15 protein-coding genes and 1 tRNA gene are annotated in these 17,110 nt (G+C 52.8%); 10 read left to right on the top strand and 6 right to left on the bottom strand.

The window, feature by feature from the left end; translation table 11 throughout:
* Window positions 1-7: 7 nt before the first annotated feature.
* Window positions 8-1,228 carry an arginine deiminase gene (arcA, locus tag LRM19_RS12160; protein WP_029739276.1) on the bottom strand — a complete coding sequence of 407 codons (1,221 nt, stop codon included), beginning with the start codon at window positions 1,226-1,228 and terminating at the stop codon, window positions 8-10.
* 675 nt (window positions 1,229-1,903) lie between these two features.
* Here arcA and LRM19_RS12155 point away from each other — a divergent pair.
* The 5 genes from LRM19_RS12155 (at window position 1,904) to LRM19_RS12135 (ending at window position 8,672) form a co-directional block, all read left to right on the top strand.
* Window positions 1,904-2,356, top strand: coding sequence for a YhcH/YjgK/YiaL family protein (locus tag LRM19_RS12155; RefSeq protein WP_271368985.1), 453 nt, complete (start codon window positions 1,904-1,906; stop codon window positions 2,354-2,356).
* Between the two features lie 194 nt (window positions 2,357-2,550).
* Window positions 2,551-3,459, top strand: a complete 909-nt coding sequence (gene yagE / locus LRM19_RS12150; protein WP_271368984.1) for a 2-keto-3-deoxygluconate aldolase — start codon at window positions 2,551-2,553, stop codon at window positions 3,457-3,459.
* Between the two features lie 14 nt (window positions 3,460-3,473).
* Complete coding sequence (gene yagF, locus LRM19_RS12145; protein ID WP_271368982.1) at window positions 3,474-5,441, top strand: xylonate dehydratase YagF; 1,968 nt, start codon at window positions 3,474-3,476, stop codon at window positions 5,439-5,441.
* Window positions 5,442-5,667: 226 nt separating this feature from the next.
* Window positions 5,668-7,050, top strand: a complete 1,383-nt coding sequence (locus LRM19_RS12140) for an MFS transporter (RefSeq protein WP_271368981.1) — start codon at window positions 5,668-5,670, stop codon at window positions 7,048-7,050.
* Between the two features lie 11 nt (window positions 7,051-7,061).
* On the top strand, window positions 7,062-8,672 hold the full coding sequence (locus LRM19_RS12135; RefSeq protein ID WP_271368980.1) for a glycoside hydrolase family 43 protein: 1,611 nt from the start codon (window positions 7,062-7,064) through the stop codon (window positions 8,670-8,672).
* Window positions 8,673-8,676: 4 nt separating this feature from the next.
* On the opposite strand, the gene xynR is transcribed toward LRM19_RS12135, so the two are convergent.
* The 3 genes from xynR to argL form a co-directional block, all read right to left on the bottom strand.
* Window positions 8,677-9,435, bottom strand: coding sequence for a DNA-binding transcriptional repressor XynR (gene xynR, locus LRM19_RS12130; protein ID WP_271368979.1), 759 nt, complete (start codon window positions 9,433-9,435; stop codon window positions 8,677-8,679).
* Between the two features lie 138 nt (window positions 9,436-9,573).
* A complete protein-coding gene (argF, locus tag LRM19_RS12125) occupies window positions 9,574-10,578 on the bottom strand; it encodes an ornithine carbamoyltransferase (protein ID WP_271368977.1) in 1,005 nt (334 codons plus the stop codon).
* Window positions 10,548-10,643, bottom strand: a complete 96-nt coding sequence (argL, locus tag LRM19_RS12120) for a putative translational regulatory protein ArgL (protein WP_213705005.1) — start codon at window positions 10,641-10,643, stop codon at window positions 10,548-10,550. Before argL ends, argF begins: the two co-directional genes overlap by 31 nt.
* 99 nt (window positions 10,644-10,742) lie before the next feature.
* On the opposite strand from argL, the gene rraB reads away from it, so the two are divergent.
* From rraB to LRM19_RS12100, 4 genes are all read left to right on the top strand, one after another.
* Window positions 10,743-11,168 (top strand): ribonuclease E inhibitor RraB, encoded by a 426-nt coding sequence (rraB, locus tag LRM19_RS12115; RefSeq protein WP_006810300.1) that lies wholly within the window; start codon window positions 10,743-10,745, stop codon window positions 11,166-11,168.
* 46 nt (window positions 11,169-11,214) lie between these two features.
* Window positions 11,215-11,973, top strand: coding sequence for a tRNA isopentenyl-2-thiomethyl-A-37 hydroxylase MiaE (miaE, locus tag LRM19_RS12110; protein ID WP_271368973.1), 759 nt, complete (start codon window positions 11,215-11,217; stop codon window positions 11,971-11,973).
* A gap of 30 nt (window positions 11,974-12,003) precedes the next feature.
* Entirely contained in the window at window positions 12,004-12,726 is a 723-nt protein-coding gene (locus LRM19_RS12105) for a topoisomerase II (RefSeq protein WP_271368972.1), read from the top strand.
* Between the two features lie 104 nt (window positions 12,727-12,830).
* Window positions 12,831-12,915, top strand: a tRNA-Leu gene (locus LRM19_RS12100).
* 53 nt (window positions 12,916-12,968) lie between these two features.
* Here the strand turns inward: LRM19_RS12100 and LRM19_RS12095 are convergent.
* On the bottom strand, window positions 12,969-14,273 hold the full coding sequence (locus tag LRM19_RS12095; RefSeq protein WP_271368970.1) for an LlaJI family restriction endonuclease: 1,305 nt from the start codon (window positions 14,271-14,273) through the stop codon (window positions 12,969-12,971).
* 3 nt (window positions 14,274-14,276) lie between these two features.
* The gene (locus LRM19_RS12090) at window positions 14,277-15,671 is read right to left on the bottom strand and encodes an McrB family protein (protein WP_271368969.1); all 1,395 of its coding nucleotides are present in this window, start codon (window positions 15,669-15,671) and stop codon (window positions 14,277-14,279) included.
* A gap of 257 nt (window positions 15,672-15,928) precedes the next feature.
* Here LRM19_RS12090 and LRM19_RS12085 point away from each other — a divergent pair, with 257 nt between their 5' ends.
* Window positions 15,929-17,074: a DNA cytosine methyltransferase gene (locus tag LRM19_RS12085; RefSeq protein WP_333781897.1), complete on the top strand. Its 1,146-nt coding sequence runs from the start codon at window positions 15,929-15,931 to the stop codon at window positions 17,072-17,074.
* The last annotated feature ends 36 nt before the right edge of the window (window positions 17,075-17,110 follow it).

Below are 17,110 nucleotides of genomic sequence, written 5' to 3'. Positions count from 1 at the left end.
GGCTCCTTTAAATTCCGTCGCGTTCCAGAGGGCAGCTCATGCAGCGCGCGCCGCCGCGGCCGCGTCCGAGTTCGTCGCCCGGAATGGGCAGCACGGTGATACCCGCTTTGTCGTACTTCTCGTTGGTCCATACGTTGCGCTCGTAGCCGATCACCACGCCGGGGCGGATGGTCAGGACGTTATTGGCGTCGTTCCACTGCTCGCGTTCGGCCTCAAAGGCGTCGCCGCCGGTGGTGATCAGACGCACCTGGTTAATGCCGAGCGCTTTCTCGATGGCGTGCAGCAGGTCGGTTTCCTGGGTGCGCAGCAGGCCGCCGCGTCCGTCCGGGGTGAGCGTCCAGCACTGGGCGTCCTTGCGCACCACTTCCGGGTAGACGGAGAAGGTGTCCACGTCGATGTGGGTCATGACGGTGTCGAGGTGCATGCAGGAGCGGTGTTTTGGCAGCTCAACGGCGATCACGCGCTCGGCCTGGCGGTGTTTGAACAGGCTGTTGGCGAGGAACTCCACGCCCTGCGGGGTGGTGCGTTCAGACATGCCGATCAGGACCGCGCCGCGGCCAATGACTAATACGTCGCCGCCTTCTAAAGTGGCGTGGTCGTAATTAATATTCTCGTCGCCGAAATACTTAATAAAATCGCCGTCGGCGAACGCCGGGTGCCAGCGATATATTGCCCTCAGGTTATTGGTTTCGCGCTGACGGGCCGGTTTGGCCATCGGGTTAATAGAGACGCCGTTATAGATCCAGCAGGAGGTATCACGGGTAAATAAATGGTTTGGCAGCGGCTTCATAATAAAATCATTCGCCGTGTGGGTATCCACCACCATATTTTTAATGGCCGCCGGAATTTCGCCGTAGGTTAATCCGCCGCTCAGCCTGCGCGCCAGTTCGCGGTGCGGCATATCCGCCAGCCAGCCGCGAACGTCGCCGGCAAAGGTGGGGCCGAGACGGTAGTCGGAGATTTGCGTATCCAGCAGCCAGGCCTTCGCCTCTGCAATATCAAGGGTTTGTGTCAGAAGGTCGGTCAACAGCAGGACTTCCACACCCTGCTCGCGCAGCGTGTTTGCGAAGATGTCATGCTCTTCACCCGCACGCTCAACCGAGAGCACGTCATCGAAAAGCAGCTCCTGGCAATTCGATGGCGTTAAGCGTTTCAGACTTAAATTTGGGCGGTGCAGCATAACGCTACGCAATTGACCAATTTCAGAACCGACGTAATGCTTTTCCATAATTATTCCTTTAACTGTTCTTCAGAATAAAAAGGGCATGCGCCATGTAACGTATTTAATTTCATGGCGGCTAAGCTCAATTGATTTCGTAATTCATACTAGGCAGTTAAATAATCTGTATTGTGATGTTGCTCACGCGAAAATGGATATTAAGGGGTTTGTTTTCATTTGCATGATTCGCATCAGATAATGATTAATTGGCTATTCTGGCGAGGTGAATAGCTAAGCACTATCCGTTGTCATTATTTGCAGTTGTTAGTGTTTTGTAGAATTTCATGCTTTGAAATATTTTGTTAAACTATTGATTTTAATTGTTTTTAAAGGCGGCGGGGAATGGCTATGCAATATTGCTAATTAACTATTTTTGGCTTAAGGAAAATCAATAAATATTTATTGAATTTAATAGCAAATTATCAAAGTGATAAAATGTGAAGCTGTAGCGAGTTTTGTTGTTAAGGCATGACGATCAGTAAGTTAGCGCAAGGCCGTGATAACGAAGAACTGAAGATATGCATAATGACTGCATAAATGCCTGCGAGGGCTTAACAGCAAATTAACACCATTCCCGATAAACATGCGCTCGCGCAAACCTCTTCCAAAAAGGGCTGGTATGGCAGCCGGGATTCTCGTATAAAAGGTAAAAATGAAACGTTGTTTTATATCGAGGATTTTCTCATGATTATCGGCAACATCCACCATCTGCAGTCCTGGCTGCCTGACGATCTGCGCCAGGCGATTGAGCACGTTAAAGCCCACGTCACCGACGCGACGCCGCTCGGCAAGCACGACGTCAACGGCAACAGCCTGTTTTATCTGGTCTCTGAAGATACAACCCAGCCGTTCGCCGAACGTCGCGCCGAGTACCACGCGCGCTATCTGGATATCCAGATCGTGCTGAAGGGCCAGGAAGGGATGACGTTCAGCACCCTGCCGCCCGGCACGCCGGACACCGACTGGCTGGCGGATAAAGACATTGCGTTCCTGCCGGAAGGCGAGCAGGAGAAAACGGTGGTGCTGAGCGAAGGGGATTTTGTCGTGTTCTGGCCGGGCGAAGTGCACAAGCCGCTGTGCGCGGTGGGGGCACCGGCGAAGGTGCGAAAAGTTGTGGTGAAGATGCTTGTAGAGTAAGAACCCCCTCACCCCGAACCTCTCTCTACAGGGGAGAGGTTCGGGGTGAGGGGCAATATGTGATCCAGCTTAAGTTTCCCGCACTCCCTCTTCATCTCTCATTTACCTGCGCTTTTCCTGCGTCATAGTATGATCGTTAATTTAATGAACGCTGTTCTATAATGTAGAACAAAATGATTCAGCAAGGAGATCTCATGCCGCAGTCCGCGTTGTTTACGGGAATCATTCCCCCTGTCTCCACCATTTTTTCCGCCGATGGCCAGCTCGATAAGCAGGGCACCGCCGCGCTGATCGACGATCTGATCGCGGCAGGCGTTGACGGCCTGTTCTTCCTGGGCAGCGGCGGCGAGTTCTCCCAGCTCAGCGCCGAAGAGCGTAAAACCATTGCCCAATTTGCTATCGATCGCGTCGATCGTCGCGTACCGGTGCTGATCGGCACCGGCGGCACTAACGCCCGGGAAACCATTGAGCTGAGCCAGCACGCGCAGCAGGCGGGCGCGGACGGCATCGTGGTGATCAACCCTTATTACTGGAAAGTGTCGGAAGCGAACCTGATCCGCTATTTCGAGCAGGTGGCCGACAGCGTCACGCTGCCGGTAATGCTCTATAACTTCCCGGCGCTGACCGGGCAGGATCTGGCCCCGGCGCTGGTGAAAACCCTGGCCGACTCGCGCAGCAACATCGTCGGCATCAAAGACACCATCGACTCCGTCGCCCACCTGCGCAGCATGATCCACACCGTCAAAGCCGCCCATCCGCACTTCACCGTGCTGTGCGGCTACGACGATCATCTGTTTAATACCCTGCTGCTCGGCGGCGACGGGGCGATTTCGGCGAGCGTCAACTTTGCCCCGCAGGTGTCGGTGAATCTTCTGAAAGCCTGGCGGGATAAAGACGTGGCGAAGGCGGCTGAGTATCATCAGACCCTGCTGCAAATCCCGCAGATGTATCAGCTGGATACGCCGTTTGTGAACGTCATTAAAGAGGCGATAGTGCTCTGCGGCCGCCCGATCTCCACGCACGTGCTGCCGCCTGCCTCGCCGCTGGACGAGCCGCGCAAGGCGCAGCTGAAAACCCTGCTGCAACAGCTCAAGCTCTGCTGAGCCGGACGATAACCATGACCATCGAGAAAATTTTCACCCCACAGGACGATGCGTTTTATGCGGTGATTACCCATGCCGCGGGGCCGCAGGGCGCGCTACCGCTGACCCCGCAGATGCTGATGGAATCCCCCAGCGGCAACCTGTTCGGCATGACGCAGAACGCAGGAATGGGCTGGGACGCCAACAGGCTGACCGGGAAAGAGGTGCTGATTATCGGTACCCAGGGGGGCATCCGCGCCGGGGACGGACGCCCGGTTGCGCTGGGCTACCACACCGGGCACTGGGAAATCGGTATGCAGATGCAGGCGGCGGCGAAGGAGATCGCCCGCAACGGTGGGATCCCGTTTGCTGCCTTCGTCAGCGATCCGTGCGACGGACGTTCGCAGGGCACGCACGGCATGTTCGACTCCCTGCCGTACCGCAACGATGCGGCGATCGTATTTCGTCGTCTGATTCGCTCCCTGCCCACGCGGCGGGCGGTGATCGGCGTCGCCACCTGTGATAAAGGGCTGCCCGCCACCATGATTGCCCTGGCCTCGATGCACGACCTGCCGACCATTCTGGTGCCGGGCGGGGCGACGCTACCGCCGACCGTGGGGGAAGACGCGGGCAAGGTGCAGACCATCGGCGCGCGCTTTGCCAACCACGAACTCTCCCTGCAGGAGGCCGCCGAGCTGGGCTGTCGCGCCTGCGCGTCGCCGGGCGGTGGGTGTCAGTTCCTCGGCACGGCGGGTACCTCGCAGGTGGTCGCGGAAGCGCTGGGGCTGGCGCTGCCGCACTCCGCGCTGGCTCCGTCCGGGCAGGCGGTGTGGCTGGAGATCGCCCGCCAGTCGGCGCGGGCGGTGAGCGAGCTGGATAACCGCGGCATCACCACGCGCGATATCCTCACCGATAAAGCCATCGAAAACGCCATGGTGATCCACGCGGCGTTCGGCGGCTCGACCAATTTACTGCTGCACATTCCGGCCATCGCCCACGCGGCGGGCTGCACGATCCCGGATGTTGAACACTGGACGCGCGTTAACCGCAGGGTGCCGCGCCTGGTCAGCGTGCTGCCCAACGGCCCGGACTATCACCCGACCGTGCGCGCCTTCCTCGCGGGCGGCGTGCCGGAGGTGATGCTTCATCTGCGCGATCTCGGTCTGCTGCACCTGGACGCCATGACCGTCACCGGCCAGACGGTGGGCGAGAACCTCGACTGGTGGCAGACGTCCGAACGCCGGGCGCGCTTCCGCCAGTGCCTGCGCGAGCAGGATGGCGTGGATCCGGATGACGTGATCCTGCCGCCTGAGAAGGCAAAAGCGAAAGGGCTGACCTCAACGGTTTGCTTCCCGACGGGCAACATCGCGCCGGAAGGCTCGGTGATCAAGGCCACGGCGATCGACCCGTCGGTCGTCGGTGAAGATGGCGTTTACCGCCACACCGGCCGGGCGCGGGTGTTTGTCTCGGAAGCGCAGGCGATCAAGGCCATCAAGCGGGAAGAGATCAAGCAGGGCGATATCATGGTGGTGATCGGCGGCGGGCCGTCCGGCACCGGCATGGAAGAGACCTACCAGCTTACCTCCGCGCTGAAGCATATCTCGTGGGGCAAGACGGTGTCGTTAATCACCGATGCGCGCTTCTCGGGCGTGTCAACGGGCGCCTGCTTCGGCCACGTGTCGCCGGAGGCGCTGGCGGGCGGGCCGATTGGCAAGCTGCGCGATAATGACATTATCGAGATAGCCGTCGACCGACTGACATTAACGGGCAGCGTGAATTTTATCGGCACCGCGGACAACCCGCTGACGCCGGAGGAGGGCGCGCGCGAGCTGGCAATGCGGCAGACGCACCCGGACCTGCACGCCCACGACTTTTTGCCGGACGACACCCGGCTGTGGGCAGCATTACAGTCGGTCAGCGGCGGCACCTGGAAAGGCTGTATTTATGACACCGATAAAATTATCGAGGTAATTAACGCCGGTAAAAAAGCGCTCGGTATTTAATTATTTTTCACGCGATTGTCGTCTACGGAATATATTCCGTGGACGGCTTTTGCTTGTCTTTATTTTATTAATTTAAACAATAAGTTGTGATATATCGCTGGCGTCACAAAAGCAAAATAACGTAATTCAGAAATAAGATATGACCATTGCTGGTTAATTGAACAGCTCATTACACTCCATTAACACGATGTTGTAATTCAGCACACTACATAAGGGTGTAATTCTGATGACGCAATTAACCATGAAAGACAAAATTGGCTACGGGCTGGGTGACACCGCCTGCGGCTTCGTCTGGCAGGCCACGATGTTCCTGCTGGCCTACTTCTACACCGACGTCTTCGGCCTGTCGGCGGGCATTATGGGGACGCTGTTTTTAATCTCCCGCGTGCTCGACGCCGTGACCGACCCGCTGATGGGGCTGCTGGTGGACCGCACCCGCACGCGGCACGGCCAGTTCCGCCCGTTCCTGCTGTGGGGTGCCATCCCGTTCGGCATCGTCTGCGTGCTGACCTTCTACACGCCGGACTTCTCCGCGCAGGGTAAAATCATCTACGCCTGCGTGACCTACATTCTCCTGACCCTGGTCTACACCTTCGTTAACGTGCCGTACTGTGCCATGCCGGGCGTCATTACAGCTGACCCTAAAGAGCGTCACGCTCTGCAGTCCTGGCGCTTCTTCCTTGCCGCCGCTGGTTCGCTCGCCATCAGCGGCATCGCCCTGCCGCTGGTGAGCATCATCGGCAAAGGGAACGAGCAGGTGGGCTATTTCGGCGCCATGTGCGTGCTGGGCCTGACCGGCGTGGTGCTGCTCTACGTCTGCTTCTTCACCACCAAAGAGCGCTACACCTTTGAGGTGCAGCCGGGCTCGTCGGTGGTGAAAGATCTCAAGCTGCTGCTCGGCAACGGCCAGTGGCGGATCATGTGCGCGTTCAAGATGATGGCGACCTGTTCCAACGTGGTGCGCGGCGGGGCGACGCTCTACTTCGTCAAATACGTGATGGATCACCCGGAGATGGCGACCCAGTTCTTACTCTACGGCAGCCTCGCCACCATGTTTGGCTCGCTCTGTTCGTCCCGTCTGTTGGGACGCTTTGACCGCGTCACTGCCTTCAAGTGGATCATCGTCGCCTACTCGCTTATCAGCCTGCTGATTTTCGTCACCCCGGCGGAGCATATCGCCCTGATTTTTGCCCTCAACATCCTGTTCCTGTTCGTCTTCAACACCACCACGCCGCTGCAGTGGCTGATGGCCTCTGACGTGGTGGATTACGAAGAGAGCCGCAGCGGTCGCCGCCTCGACGGGCTGGTGTTCTCCACCTACCTGTTCAGCCTGAAGATTGGCCTGGCGATTGGCGGGGCGGTGGTGGGCTGGATCCTGGCGTACGTCAACTATTCCGCCAGCAGCAGCGTGCAGCCGGTCGAAGTCCTTACCACCATCAAAATTCTGTTCTGCGTGGTGCCGGTGGTGCTCTACGCGGGCATGTTCATCATGCTGTCGTTCTACAAGCTCACCGACGCCCGCGTGGAGGCCATCAGCCAGCAGCTGATCAAGCACCGCGCGGCGCAGGGCGATGCCGTTCCCGACGCTGCGACAGCCGCATCCCATTAACCGGAGGCACTATGCAAATCACTAACCCTATTTTGACCGGCTTCAACCCGGACCCGTCCCTGTGCCGCCAGGGCGAGGACTACTACATCGCCACCTCCACCTTCGAGTGGTTCCCGGGCGTGCGCATCTACCACTCCCGCGACCTGAAAAACTGGTCGCTGGTCAGCACCCCGCTGGACCGCGTGTCGATGCTGGACATGAAGGGCAACCCGGACTCCGGTGGCATCTGGGCGCCGTGCCTGAGCTATGCCGACGGCAAATTCTGGCTGCTCTACACCGACGTGAAGATTGTCGACTCGCCGTGGAAAAACGGCCGTAACTTTCTTGTTACCGCGCCCTCCATTGAGGGGCCGTGGAGCGAGCCGATCCCGATGGGCAACGGCGGGTTTGACCCGTCCCTGTTCCACGACGACGATGGCCGCAAATATTACCTCTACCGCCCGTGGGGGCCGCGCCACCACAGCAACCCGCACAACACCATCGTAATGCAGGAGTTTGACCCGCAGACCGGCACGCTCTCGCCCGAGCGCAAAACCCTGTTTACCGGCACGCCGCTCTGCTACACCGAGGGCGCGCACCTGTATCGCCACGCGGGATGGTACTACCTGATGGTGGCCGAAGGCGGAACCAGCTACGAGCACGCCGTCGTGGTGCTGCGTTCCAAAAACATCGACGGGCCGTACGAGTTGCACCCGGACGTGACGATGATGACCAGCTGGCACCTGCCGGAGAACCCGCTGCAGAAGAGCGGCCACGGCTCGCTGCTACAGACCCACACCGGAGAATGGTATATGGCCTACCTCACCAGCCGCCCGCTGCGCCTGCCCGGCGTGCCGCTGCTGGCCTCCGGCGGGCGCGGCTACTGCCCGCTGGGCCGCGAGACCGGCATCGCCCGCATTGAATGGCGCGACGGCTGGCCGTACGTGGAAGGCGGCAAGCACGCGCAGCTGACCGTGAAAGGCCCGCAGGTGGCGGAACAGCCTGCATCCGTTCAGGGCAACTGGCGGGAGGACTTTGACGGCAGTACGCTTGACCCGGAACTGCAGACCCTGCGCGTTCCGTTCGATGATACCCTCGGCTCGCTCACCGCACGCCCCGGCTATTTACGGCTCTACGGCAACGACTCGCTCAACTCGACCTTTACCCAGTCGACCGTGGCGCGCCGCTGGCAGCACTTCGCTTTCCGCTCAGAAACGCGGATGCAGTTCTCGCCGGTCCACTTCCAGCAGAGCGCGGGGCTGACCTGCTACTACAACAGCAAAAACTGGAGCTACTGCTTTGTTGACTACGAGGAGGGGCAAGGCAGAACGATTAAGGTGATCCAGCTCGACCACAACGTGCCGTCGTGGCCGCTGCACGAGCAGCCGATTCGGGTGCCGGAACATGCGGAGAGCGTCTGGCTACGCGTGGACGTGGATACGCTGGTCTACCGCTATAGCTACTCGTTTGACGGCGAGACGTGGCACGTCGTGCCGGTGACGTATGAGGCGTGGAAACTGTCGGACGACTACATCGGCGGGCGCGGCTTCTTCACCGGCGCGTTTGTGGGGCTGCACTGCGAGGACATCAGCGGCGACGGCTGCCACGCGGACTTCGACTACTTCACCTACGAGCCGGCATAACGGCTCAGGCCGGGTAGCCCAGCGCGCGTGACAGCGCGAGCCCGGCCTGCTGAAGCTGCTCGCGGAAGCGGGCCAGCTCGGCATCGTCCACGCGTGAGGTGAGCGTCGACAGGCTCAGGGCGGCGATGACGCGGGACTCGTGGTTCCACACCGGCACCGCCACGCAGCGCACGCCCAGCTCGTTCTCTTCGCTATCCAGGGCATAGCCCTGCTCGCGGGTCTGCGCCAGGGCGCTCATTAAGGCTTCGCGAGAGGCGAGGGTAGCGGGCGTAAAGGTGGTGTACTGATAGCCCTCCAGCAGGGCGTTCAGCTCGGGCTCGCCCAGCCAGGCAATCAACACCTTGCCGATGGCGGTGGCGTGAACCGGCAGGCGGCGGCCAATGCGCGAATAGGCAATGGCGGCCAGCTTGCCTTCAATCTTCTCGATATAGACCCCTTCACGCCCGTCCAGGACACCCAGATGGGTGGTCTGCCCGGTCCGCTGAGACAGCTCCGTCAGCCAGCCTTTCGCCTTCTGACGAATATCGATGGAGCCCACGACAAAATGGCCGCGCTCGACCAGCTTCATGCCGAGGCGATATTTGCCGTTCTCCGGGTTCTGATCGATATAGCCGTGAAGCTGCAGGGTTTTCAGCAGCGAGTGGAGGGTACTCTTGCTCAGCCCCATCAGTTTGCTGATGTCGGTGATCTTAAGCTCGGTGGCCTGCTCGTTGAACAGGTCGAGGATCTGCAATGCACGTTCAACAGACTGAATAATCGGCATAATGCTGGTATGTCCACGCTGGAATTAAGGCGAAAACGTACCTTTTTCGGGGTGAAAAATCAATGAAATGGAGCCGGTGTTCTCCCTCTCCCCGTGGGAGAGGGCCGGGGTGAGGGCACCAGGCCGCAGAGGAGCCAATCACTTCCCAAGCGTCGCCACCATCACCGCCTTAATCGTATGCATCCGGTTTTCCGCCTGGTCAAACACGATGCTCGCTGCCGACTCAAACACCTCGTCCGTCACTTCCATCCCGCCGTGCAGATCGAACTCCTTCGCCATCTGCTTGCCGAGCGTGGTCTGGTCGTCATGGAACGCCGGCAGACAGTGCAGGAACTTCACGTCCGGGTTGCCGGTCAGCGCCATCATCTGCGCGTTCACCTGATACCCGCGCAGCAGCGCAATACGCTCCGCCCACTTATCTTTGGCTTCGCCCATCGACACCCACACGTCGGTATAGATAAAGTCCGCGCCCTTCACGCCCGCCGCCACGTCTTCCGTCAGCGTGATTTTCCCGCCGTGCTTCTCCGCCAGCGCGCTGCACTCCGCCACCAGGCTCTCTTCCGGCCAGCAGGCCTTCGGGGCCACCAGGCGCAGATCCAGCCCTGTCAGCGCCGCCGCTTCCAGCATTGAGTTGCCCATGTTGTTGCGCGCGTCGCCCGCGTAAACCAGCGTCATCTCGTTAAACGCCTTGCCCGGCAGGTGCTCCTGCATGGTCAGCAGGTCCGCCAGCAGCTGCGTCGGGTGGAACTCGTTGGTCAGCCCGTTCCACACCGGCACGCCCGCATACTGCGCCAGCGTCTCGACCACTTCCTGGCCGTGGCCGCGATACTGAATGCCGTCATACATCCGCCCGAGCACGCGCGCGGTGTCCTTAATTGACTCTTTATGCCCAATCTGGCTGCCGCTCGGTCCTAAATACGTGACGCGTGCGCCCTGGTCAAATGCGGCAACTTCGAAAGAGCAACGGGTACGGGTCGAGTCTTTTTCGAAGATGAGCGCGATGTTTTTACCGGTAAGCTTCTGTACTTCCTTGCCCTTTTTTTTATCGGCCTTGAGCTGTGCGGCAAGAGTCAGCAGAGAAGTGAACTGTGCAGGGGTAAAGTCGAGCAGTTTCAGAAAGTGTTTCTTGTATAAATCGGACATCTTATCCTCGCATGGCGAACGCCACTTATTGAATTAAAATTCACTTTATATGTGTAATTATTCATTTGCAACCCCGTTTCACAATTCTTTCTTACAAAGGTGGAGGCAAACCCGTCCGTGTGTGAAAATAGAAGTATCTGCCGCACTTTAAAGAGGATTCAGCCATGGCAAACCCGGAACACCTGGAAGAGCAACGCGAAGAGACGCGTCTGATTATTGAAGAACTGCTGGAAGACGGTAGCGATCCGGACGCGCTGTACACCATCGAGCACCATTTCTCTGCGGATGATTTCGACGCGCTGGAAAAAATGGCCGTGGAAGCCTTCAAGCTGGGTTACGAAGTGACCGAGCCGGAAGAGCTGGAAGTGGAAGAGGGCGACACCGTCATCTGCTGCGACATCCTGAGCGAAGGCGCGCTGAAGGCGGAGCTTATCGACGCGCAGGTAGAACAGCTGATGAACCTGGCCGAGAAGTTTGATGTTGAATACGACGGCTGGGGAACCTACTTCGAAGATCCGAACGGTGAAGACGGCGAAGAAGGCGACGACGAAGATTACGTCGACGAAGACGACGACGGCGTGCGTCACTAAGCGTTTCAGGCGGTGGCGCACGCCACCGCTTTTTCAAGGCAGAACCATGGATTACCCGCAGATACTCGCCCCCGTACTCAACTTCCTCCAGTGCCCGACCCCGCAAGCATGGATTGATAAAGCCCGCGACCCGGCGAACCTGCCGCTGCTGCTCACCGACCACATGGTGTGCGAGCTCAAGGCCGCCCAGACCGCGCTGCTGCTGGTGCGTAAATACGTCGCCGACGAAAGCGGTGCCGACGCGCTGCTCGAGTGGCTCAAACCCTATGAACTTTTCACCTTCCGCGACGGCCCGGAGCCGGACTTCATCGCCCTGCACAGGCAGATTGGTAAAAGCGTGATGCCCAAAACCGACGACCCGTGGGGCCAGGCGCTCATCGACAGCATGGTGCTGTTGATTAAAGAGGAGCTGCACCATTTCTGGCAGGTGCGCGAGGCGATGCTGGCCCGCGACATTCCGTACGTCAAAATCACCGCCAGCCGCTACGCCAAAGGGATGCTGAAGGAAGTGCGCACCCACGAACCGCTGACGCTGATCGACAAGCTCATCTGCGGCGCGTACATCGAAGCCCGCTCCTGCGAACGCTTCGCCGCGCTGGCCCCGTTCCTCGACGACGACCTGAAGAAGTTCTATCTCTCGCTGCTGCGCTCGGAAGCGCGCCACTATCAGGACTACCTGACGCTGGCCCAGCAGGTGAGCGACGACGATATCTCACCGCGCATACAGCTTTTTGGCGAAATTGAAGCCACACTTATCTCGACACCGGACACCGAGTTTCGCTTCCACAGCGGCGTGCCGGTGTAAACCGGCATAGCGAAAGGATAAGGATGCGAGATGAATAAAACGTGGACCCGTATTGTGATTGTCGTCGTCGCGGCTGCCGCCGTGGCGTTCTGGGTGTTTTTCGACAGGCAGCGCGCCCCGGAACGGCAGATGGATAACGCTCTCGACGCGATGCCCGCCTGGCAGGTGATTAAGGAGCAGGAGCCCGCGCTGCATCAGCGCATCCTCGACCAGATGGCTGCCCTACAAAAAGCGGGCGAGCCGGAGCAGCAGATTATCGACACCATCCAGCCGCAGATCCTGCATCTGCAGATGTCGCGCCTGCAAAACGCCCCAGACGCCAACGTGGTGAACTACATGACCATCAATATGGAGCAGACCGCCGCCATCCAGAAGGTGAGCGACGACGCCTGCTTCCGCTTCCTCTACCCGATGGTGAAGGGCGGCATCAACCCGATGCGCATGCTGGATAAAGACCTGATGGCGCGGCGCATGCAGGCCGACGCCGACATGATGCACGCGGCCTACGGCAAAAATCGCCACACCGTAACCCCGGCCGAGCGCGAGGCGGCCGTCGAGGATGTGCGACCTATTATGAAGGAACTTGCCGATAAGTACGGCGAGGACATCCAGCTGCTGCAGATGCCTGAGAAGGCGGCGGGCAAAGAGAAGCTCTCCTGCGATATGGTGCAGGAGATGTGGGCGAAGGTGCTGGCGCTGCCGGAGCAGAAGGCGGCGAGGGTGATTCGGCTGGCGGTGTCTGAGCTGGAGTGAAAGGGCGCTGGTTTTTTGGGCACTTAGCGCGGGTTTAGCGCGTCGTCGCTTGCATGGCGGCGCGCGACAGGTATAATCCACAACGTTTCCGCATCCCCTTCAGTGCCGAAGTGGCGAAATCGGTAGACGCAGTTGATTCAAAATCAACCGTAGAAATACGTGCCGGTTCGAGTCCGGCCTTCGGCACCAAAATCTAATCATCTTTTTAGATACTAAAACGGTAGATTTACCTTGACTTTAAACTAGAAAGTCTTTTCATGATTTTGTTCATTACCAAAAAAATACTCTTGGTAACTGTGTATTTTCCTTCCTGAAGAATAATATTCTATAAGTTCCAGAGGATCTTGATATAAGCATAGTATGGGTGGAAACTCCTCATCTAAAAATTCCTTAATGCTTATATTGAGGTTTTTTTGTTTAGAAGACATATGAATTCTCTTAATAGGGCCGCTTTGGCCAGGGAAAATAAATATGTTTTTTATGGATTTCGCTTCTTTCTCAATTATCGATAAAGCTTTTGCATAATAAAATTGTTTTATAATATCCTGTAAGCTCGGAGAGTTATTGATATTTGTTGCTGCATAGTATTTTGCATCAATAATAATGAAATCTCCATTTTTTTCCAAAACAATATCTGTGCGTTGTCCTTTAGATGAGGCCATTATGTAATTTCCAGATATATTATAAACGGGGGCTAAAAGTTTATGATTAATGCTTTTTTTAAAATCTAAGCATGCACTTAGCATTTCTTCCCAAATATTATGAAATTCTTTAACCCCAATAGCCATGTTGCCTTTTCTATTGTTTGCTTGATTCATTAAATATTGCTTTAGCAAGTTTAATAAATAAATATCTCTATCAAAATAAGTCTTTCGTAACGCCTCATCAATAATTAATATTTTTTCCTCTATGCTATGTTGTGATAGTGGTGTATTGAGTAATGTTTGCTCAACATTATGTCTGTCAAATGATATTAACCAACCAAATGATTCAAATAATTCTTTTATTATTTCAGCATGAATTTTTGTTATGCTATTATTAGTATCAACTATTTTCTGTGCCCCTATCCATTCTAAATAATATGGGACATCTTTATCTAGATAAGCAGGGCAGCTATTTATTGTTTTTTTCCAATTTATTTTGGATCTATTTCTGGTATTTTCTGTTCTATATTTCTTAAATAAACCATTGAGAATGAAATCATCAAGTAATGCTAAGATTAAAGCGAGAGATGATTCACCTATAGTTCCTTCTTCATCTAGAGCTTCAGTTATCATTCTGGTTGATGAATTGAAATATTTATTTAAAGAAAGAAGTAAAGACCTTGAAATAGAACCCTGATTATTAGCTTCTTTAGAGTTTAAATTTTGGATGTGGCTGTTACGAGGAAAAAATATATTGATATTATTATTCAAATAGACAATGCCAACGAAATGTATTTTCTCTTGCCCTGGCATTAGTAAGCCATTATCTTTAAAATAATCAACAATCGCAGATGGAATATAAGTTATGGGCGTTCGGTCAACATAGAATCTAAAATTTTTCATGACTTAAAATCCGCTACTACTTGAGTTGATCAGTATTTGTTCTTCTATACTTGCATTAAAGATTGGAATGCCATTTTTAAATGCATTATATATTTCCCCAAAAGTATTGAAACTTGCGGTATTGAAAATAAAATTCCTTTTTCCATGACGCAATACATCATCCCAAATATAAACTAAAACTTTACTAGCAAAAGATTCTCTTGCCGAGTCGATAGAATTTATCTCAACACTATTGAGGAAATATTGTCCAAGAAGACGGTCCTCAGGAATATTCAAAGATTTTAGTGTATTGTTAATAATTGAAGCCATATCCTTCCATGATATGCTAACGATCGAGACTAAATCATTACCGCTATTCACTTCTAAAGGAATTATACCATCTGCAGCAGCATTTAAATCTATTAAGAGGTATTCAAACTGCCAGCGACGCTTAAAGGCAGTATCCATAGGCATTACTGCCTGATCACTGCTATTCATAGTAGCTAATATGCTTAAATTAGAAGGGATATAAATACTATCTATGTTATTATTTATTCGTCCATTAATGTAATCAAGCATATCAGGATCTGATATGTCAACGTTGTATTTACTTCTTCCTGATTCATCTCTGTCAAGTAATTGGAAAATTTCACCAAATACAGCAGGTGCTTGAGCTCTATTTATTTCCTCAATAATTAAAAATACATTTTCCAATTGATTGTTCAGTGCTTGAATTAATGCTTTAGTAAATGGGCCAGCGCGGAATTCATAAGTAATTCGTTTAATTTTATCATCATCAATGTAGGTTTTAGGTTTCAACGAACCAACAAAATCTGAGTATTGCATATCAGGATGAAAAACTGTCCGTATACATATTTTGTCTTTGGTTATTTCATTAATTTTATGGCTTTTCCCTGTACCGGGAGCTCCATAGAATATTTTATTAATAGATAATAATGAGCTATTATTTGAAGTAACAGTAATTTCTTCATCAGAAGGCATTTGATTTTTAAGGTAATCAATAGTCGTCTGTAGTTTTTGCGGTGTTAAATCGATAGTCTTTTCGTGATAAATATCATTATTAACTACGGTGATTATTTTATTTAGGAGTGCAAACAACGGTAAGGTCTGTACTGTAGATAATGCATTAATAACCTTATCTGTAATATATTCTGGGAAAAGATCTCTCCAGTGACTTTCATTGTAATTTGGATACTTTGAAAACTCAGATAAGTTATCTTTGATATTTTCTAAAACAGATATAATCTGAGGTAAAGTGATGGCGAAATATTTTGCTCCATTTCGTCTACCGGTATTTGAAAAAATAAAACTAGGGGCAACTTGTCCGTAAGATATACTCATTTCACTTGATAGATTTGAGCAATCAATGACTAATTGTTTGATAGTTGTATTTGGCATAAAATTCCCATTGCATGTAGTTATATACAGCGTTATCATACCGGGACAAAAACCGGATAAGTTGGCTTAAAGGTATGTTACAAAATCAGGCTGAGTATATCAAAAAACTAAGGACTTGCTTAGGGTTAAGTCTTACTGATTTTTCAATATTACTTGGATTAGGTACGGCAGGGGAACGAACTATCAGGGGATGGGAGTCTGGTGAACACTCGCCATCGAGGACTAAATGGCAAGACATAATGCAACTGGAAACTGACATGAATTCTAAGCTTACAAATGCTCCCTTTAAACAAAAACCACTTAATGAATGCGACTTTTCTTTTATCGACTTGTTTGCAGGCATTGGTGGTATACGTTTACCTTTTCAGCTGAACGGTGGACATTGTGTTTTTACCTCTGAATGGGATAAGTTTGCGCAAAAAACATATGCTGCGAATTTTGGTGAAATGCCCAGTGGAGATATCACTAAAATTTCAGCTCAGGAAATCCCCGATCATGATATTTTATTAGGTGGATTTCCTTGCCAAGCTTTTTCTCAGGCGGGGCTAAAACAGGGGTTTAACGATACGCGCGGCACCATGTTTTTTGAAATTCAGAGAATTCTTGCTGAAAAAAGACCTAAGGCATTTCTTTTAGAAAATGTTAAACAGTTACAGGGGCATGATAAAGGAAACACACTACGTACTATCTTGTCAATTTTACGAGGTGAATATACCCAAGAGATACCCGATCATATTCCTATGAGTCCCGATTCTCGGCGTGCTTTGTCTCACAGGCTCAATTATTGGGTAGATTATAGAATCCTTCGCGCCGCAGATTTTGGTATTCCTCAAAATAGAGAAAGAGTTTTTATTGTCGGTTTTGATCGTGATTATTTCAAAGGCGTTGATTTTAATAGTCATTTTAAATGGCCTGATGCTCCAAAAACCAAAACTTCTTTAGGTAATATTCTCCATTCTGATGATGAGTTAAATATTTTATCTCAAAAGAATGGAAAAGATGCCTATACTATTTCTGATAGGTTGTGGGAAGGCCATCAAAAAAGAAAAGAGGAACATAAAAATAAAGGGAATGGTTTTGGGTATTCCCTATTTAATAAAGAAAGTGAATATGCTAACACAATTAGCGCCCGTTATTATAAAGATGGTTCTGAAATATTAATAGACCAAGCGCATATTGGTAAAAACCCTAGAAAATTGACTCCAAGAGAATGTGCTAGACTTCAGGGATTTCCTGAGAGTTATATTGTTGATGAAGTATCGCATGGGCAAATTTATAAACAATTCGGCAATTCTGTTTGCGTAAAAGTGGTTGATGCTGTGGCAGAAGAGCTCATTTCAACATTAAAAAATGCAGAAAAAATACTCATAGATAAAAATGTAATGGTTTCGAACTTTGATTAAGTTACAGGCCAAGATTTCATTATTCTTGGCCTGTGT

The sequence above is a fragment of the Enterobacter sp. PI-10 genome, from assembly GCF_027947695.1.
Lineage (GTDB): Bacteria > Pseudomonadota > Gammaproteobacteria > Enterobacterales > Enterobacteriaceae > Enterobacter > Enterobacter vonholyi.
This window is presented reverse-complemented; position numbering and strand designations above follow the sequence as displayed.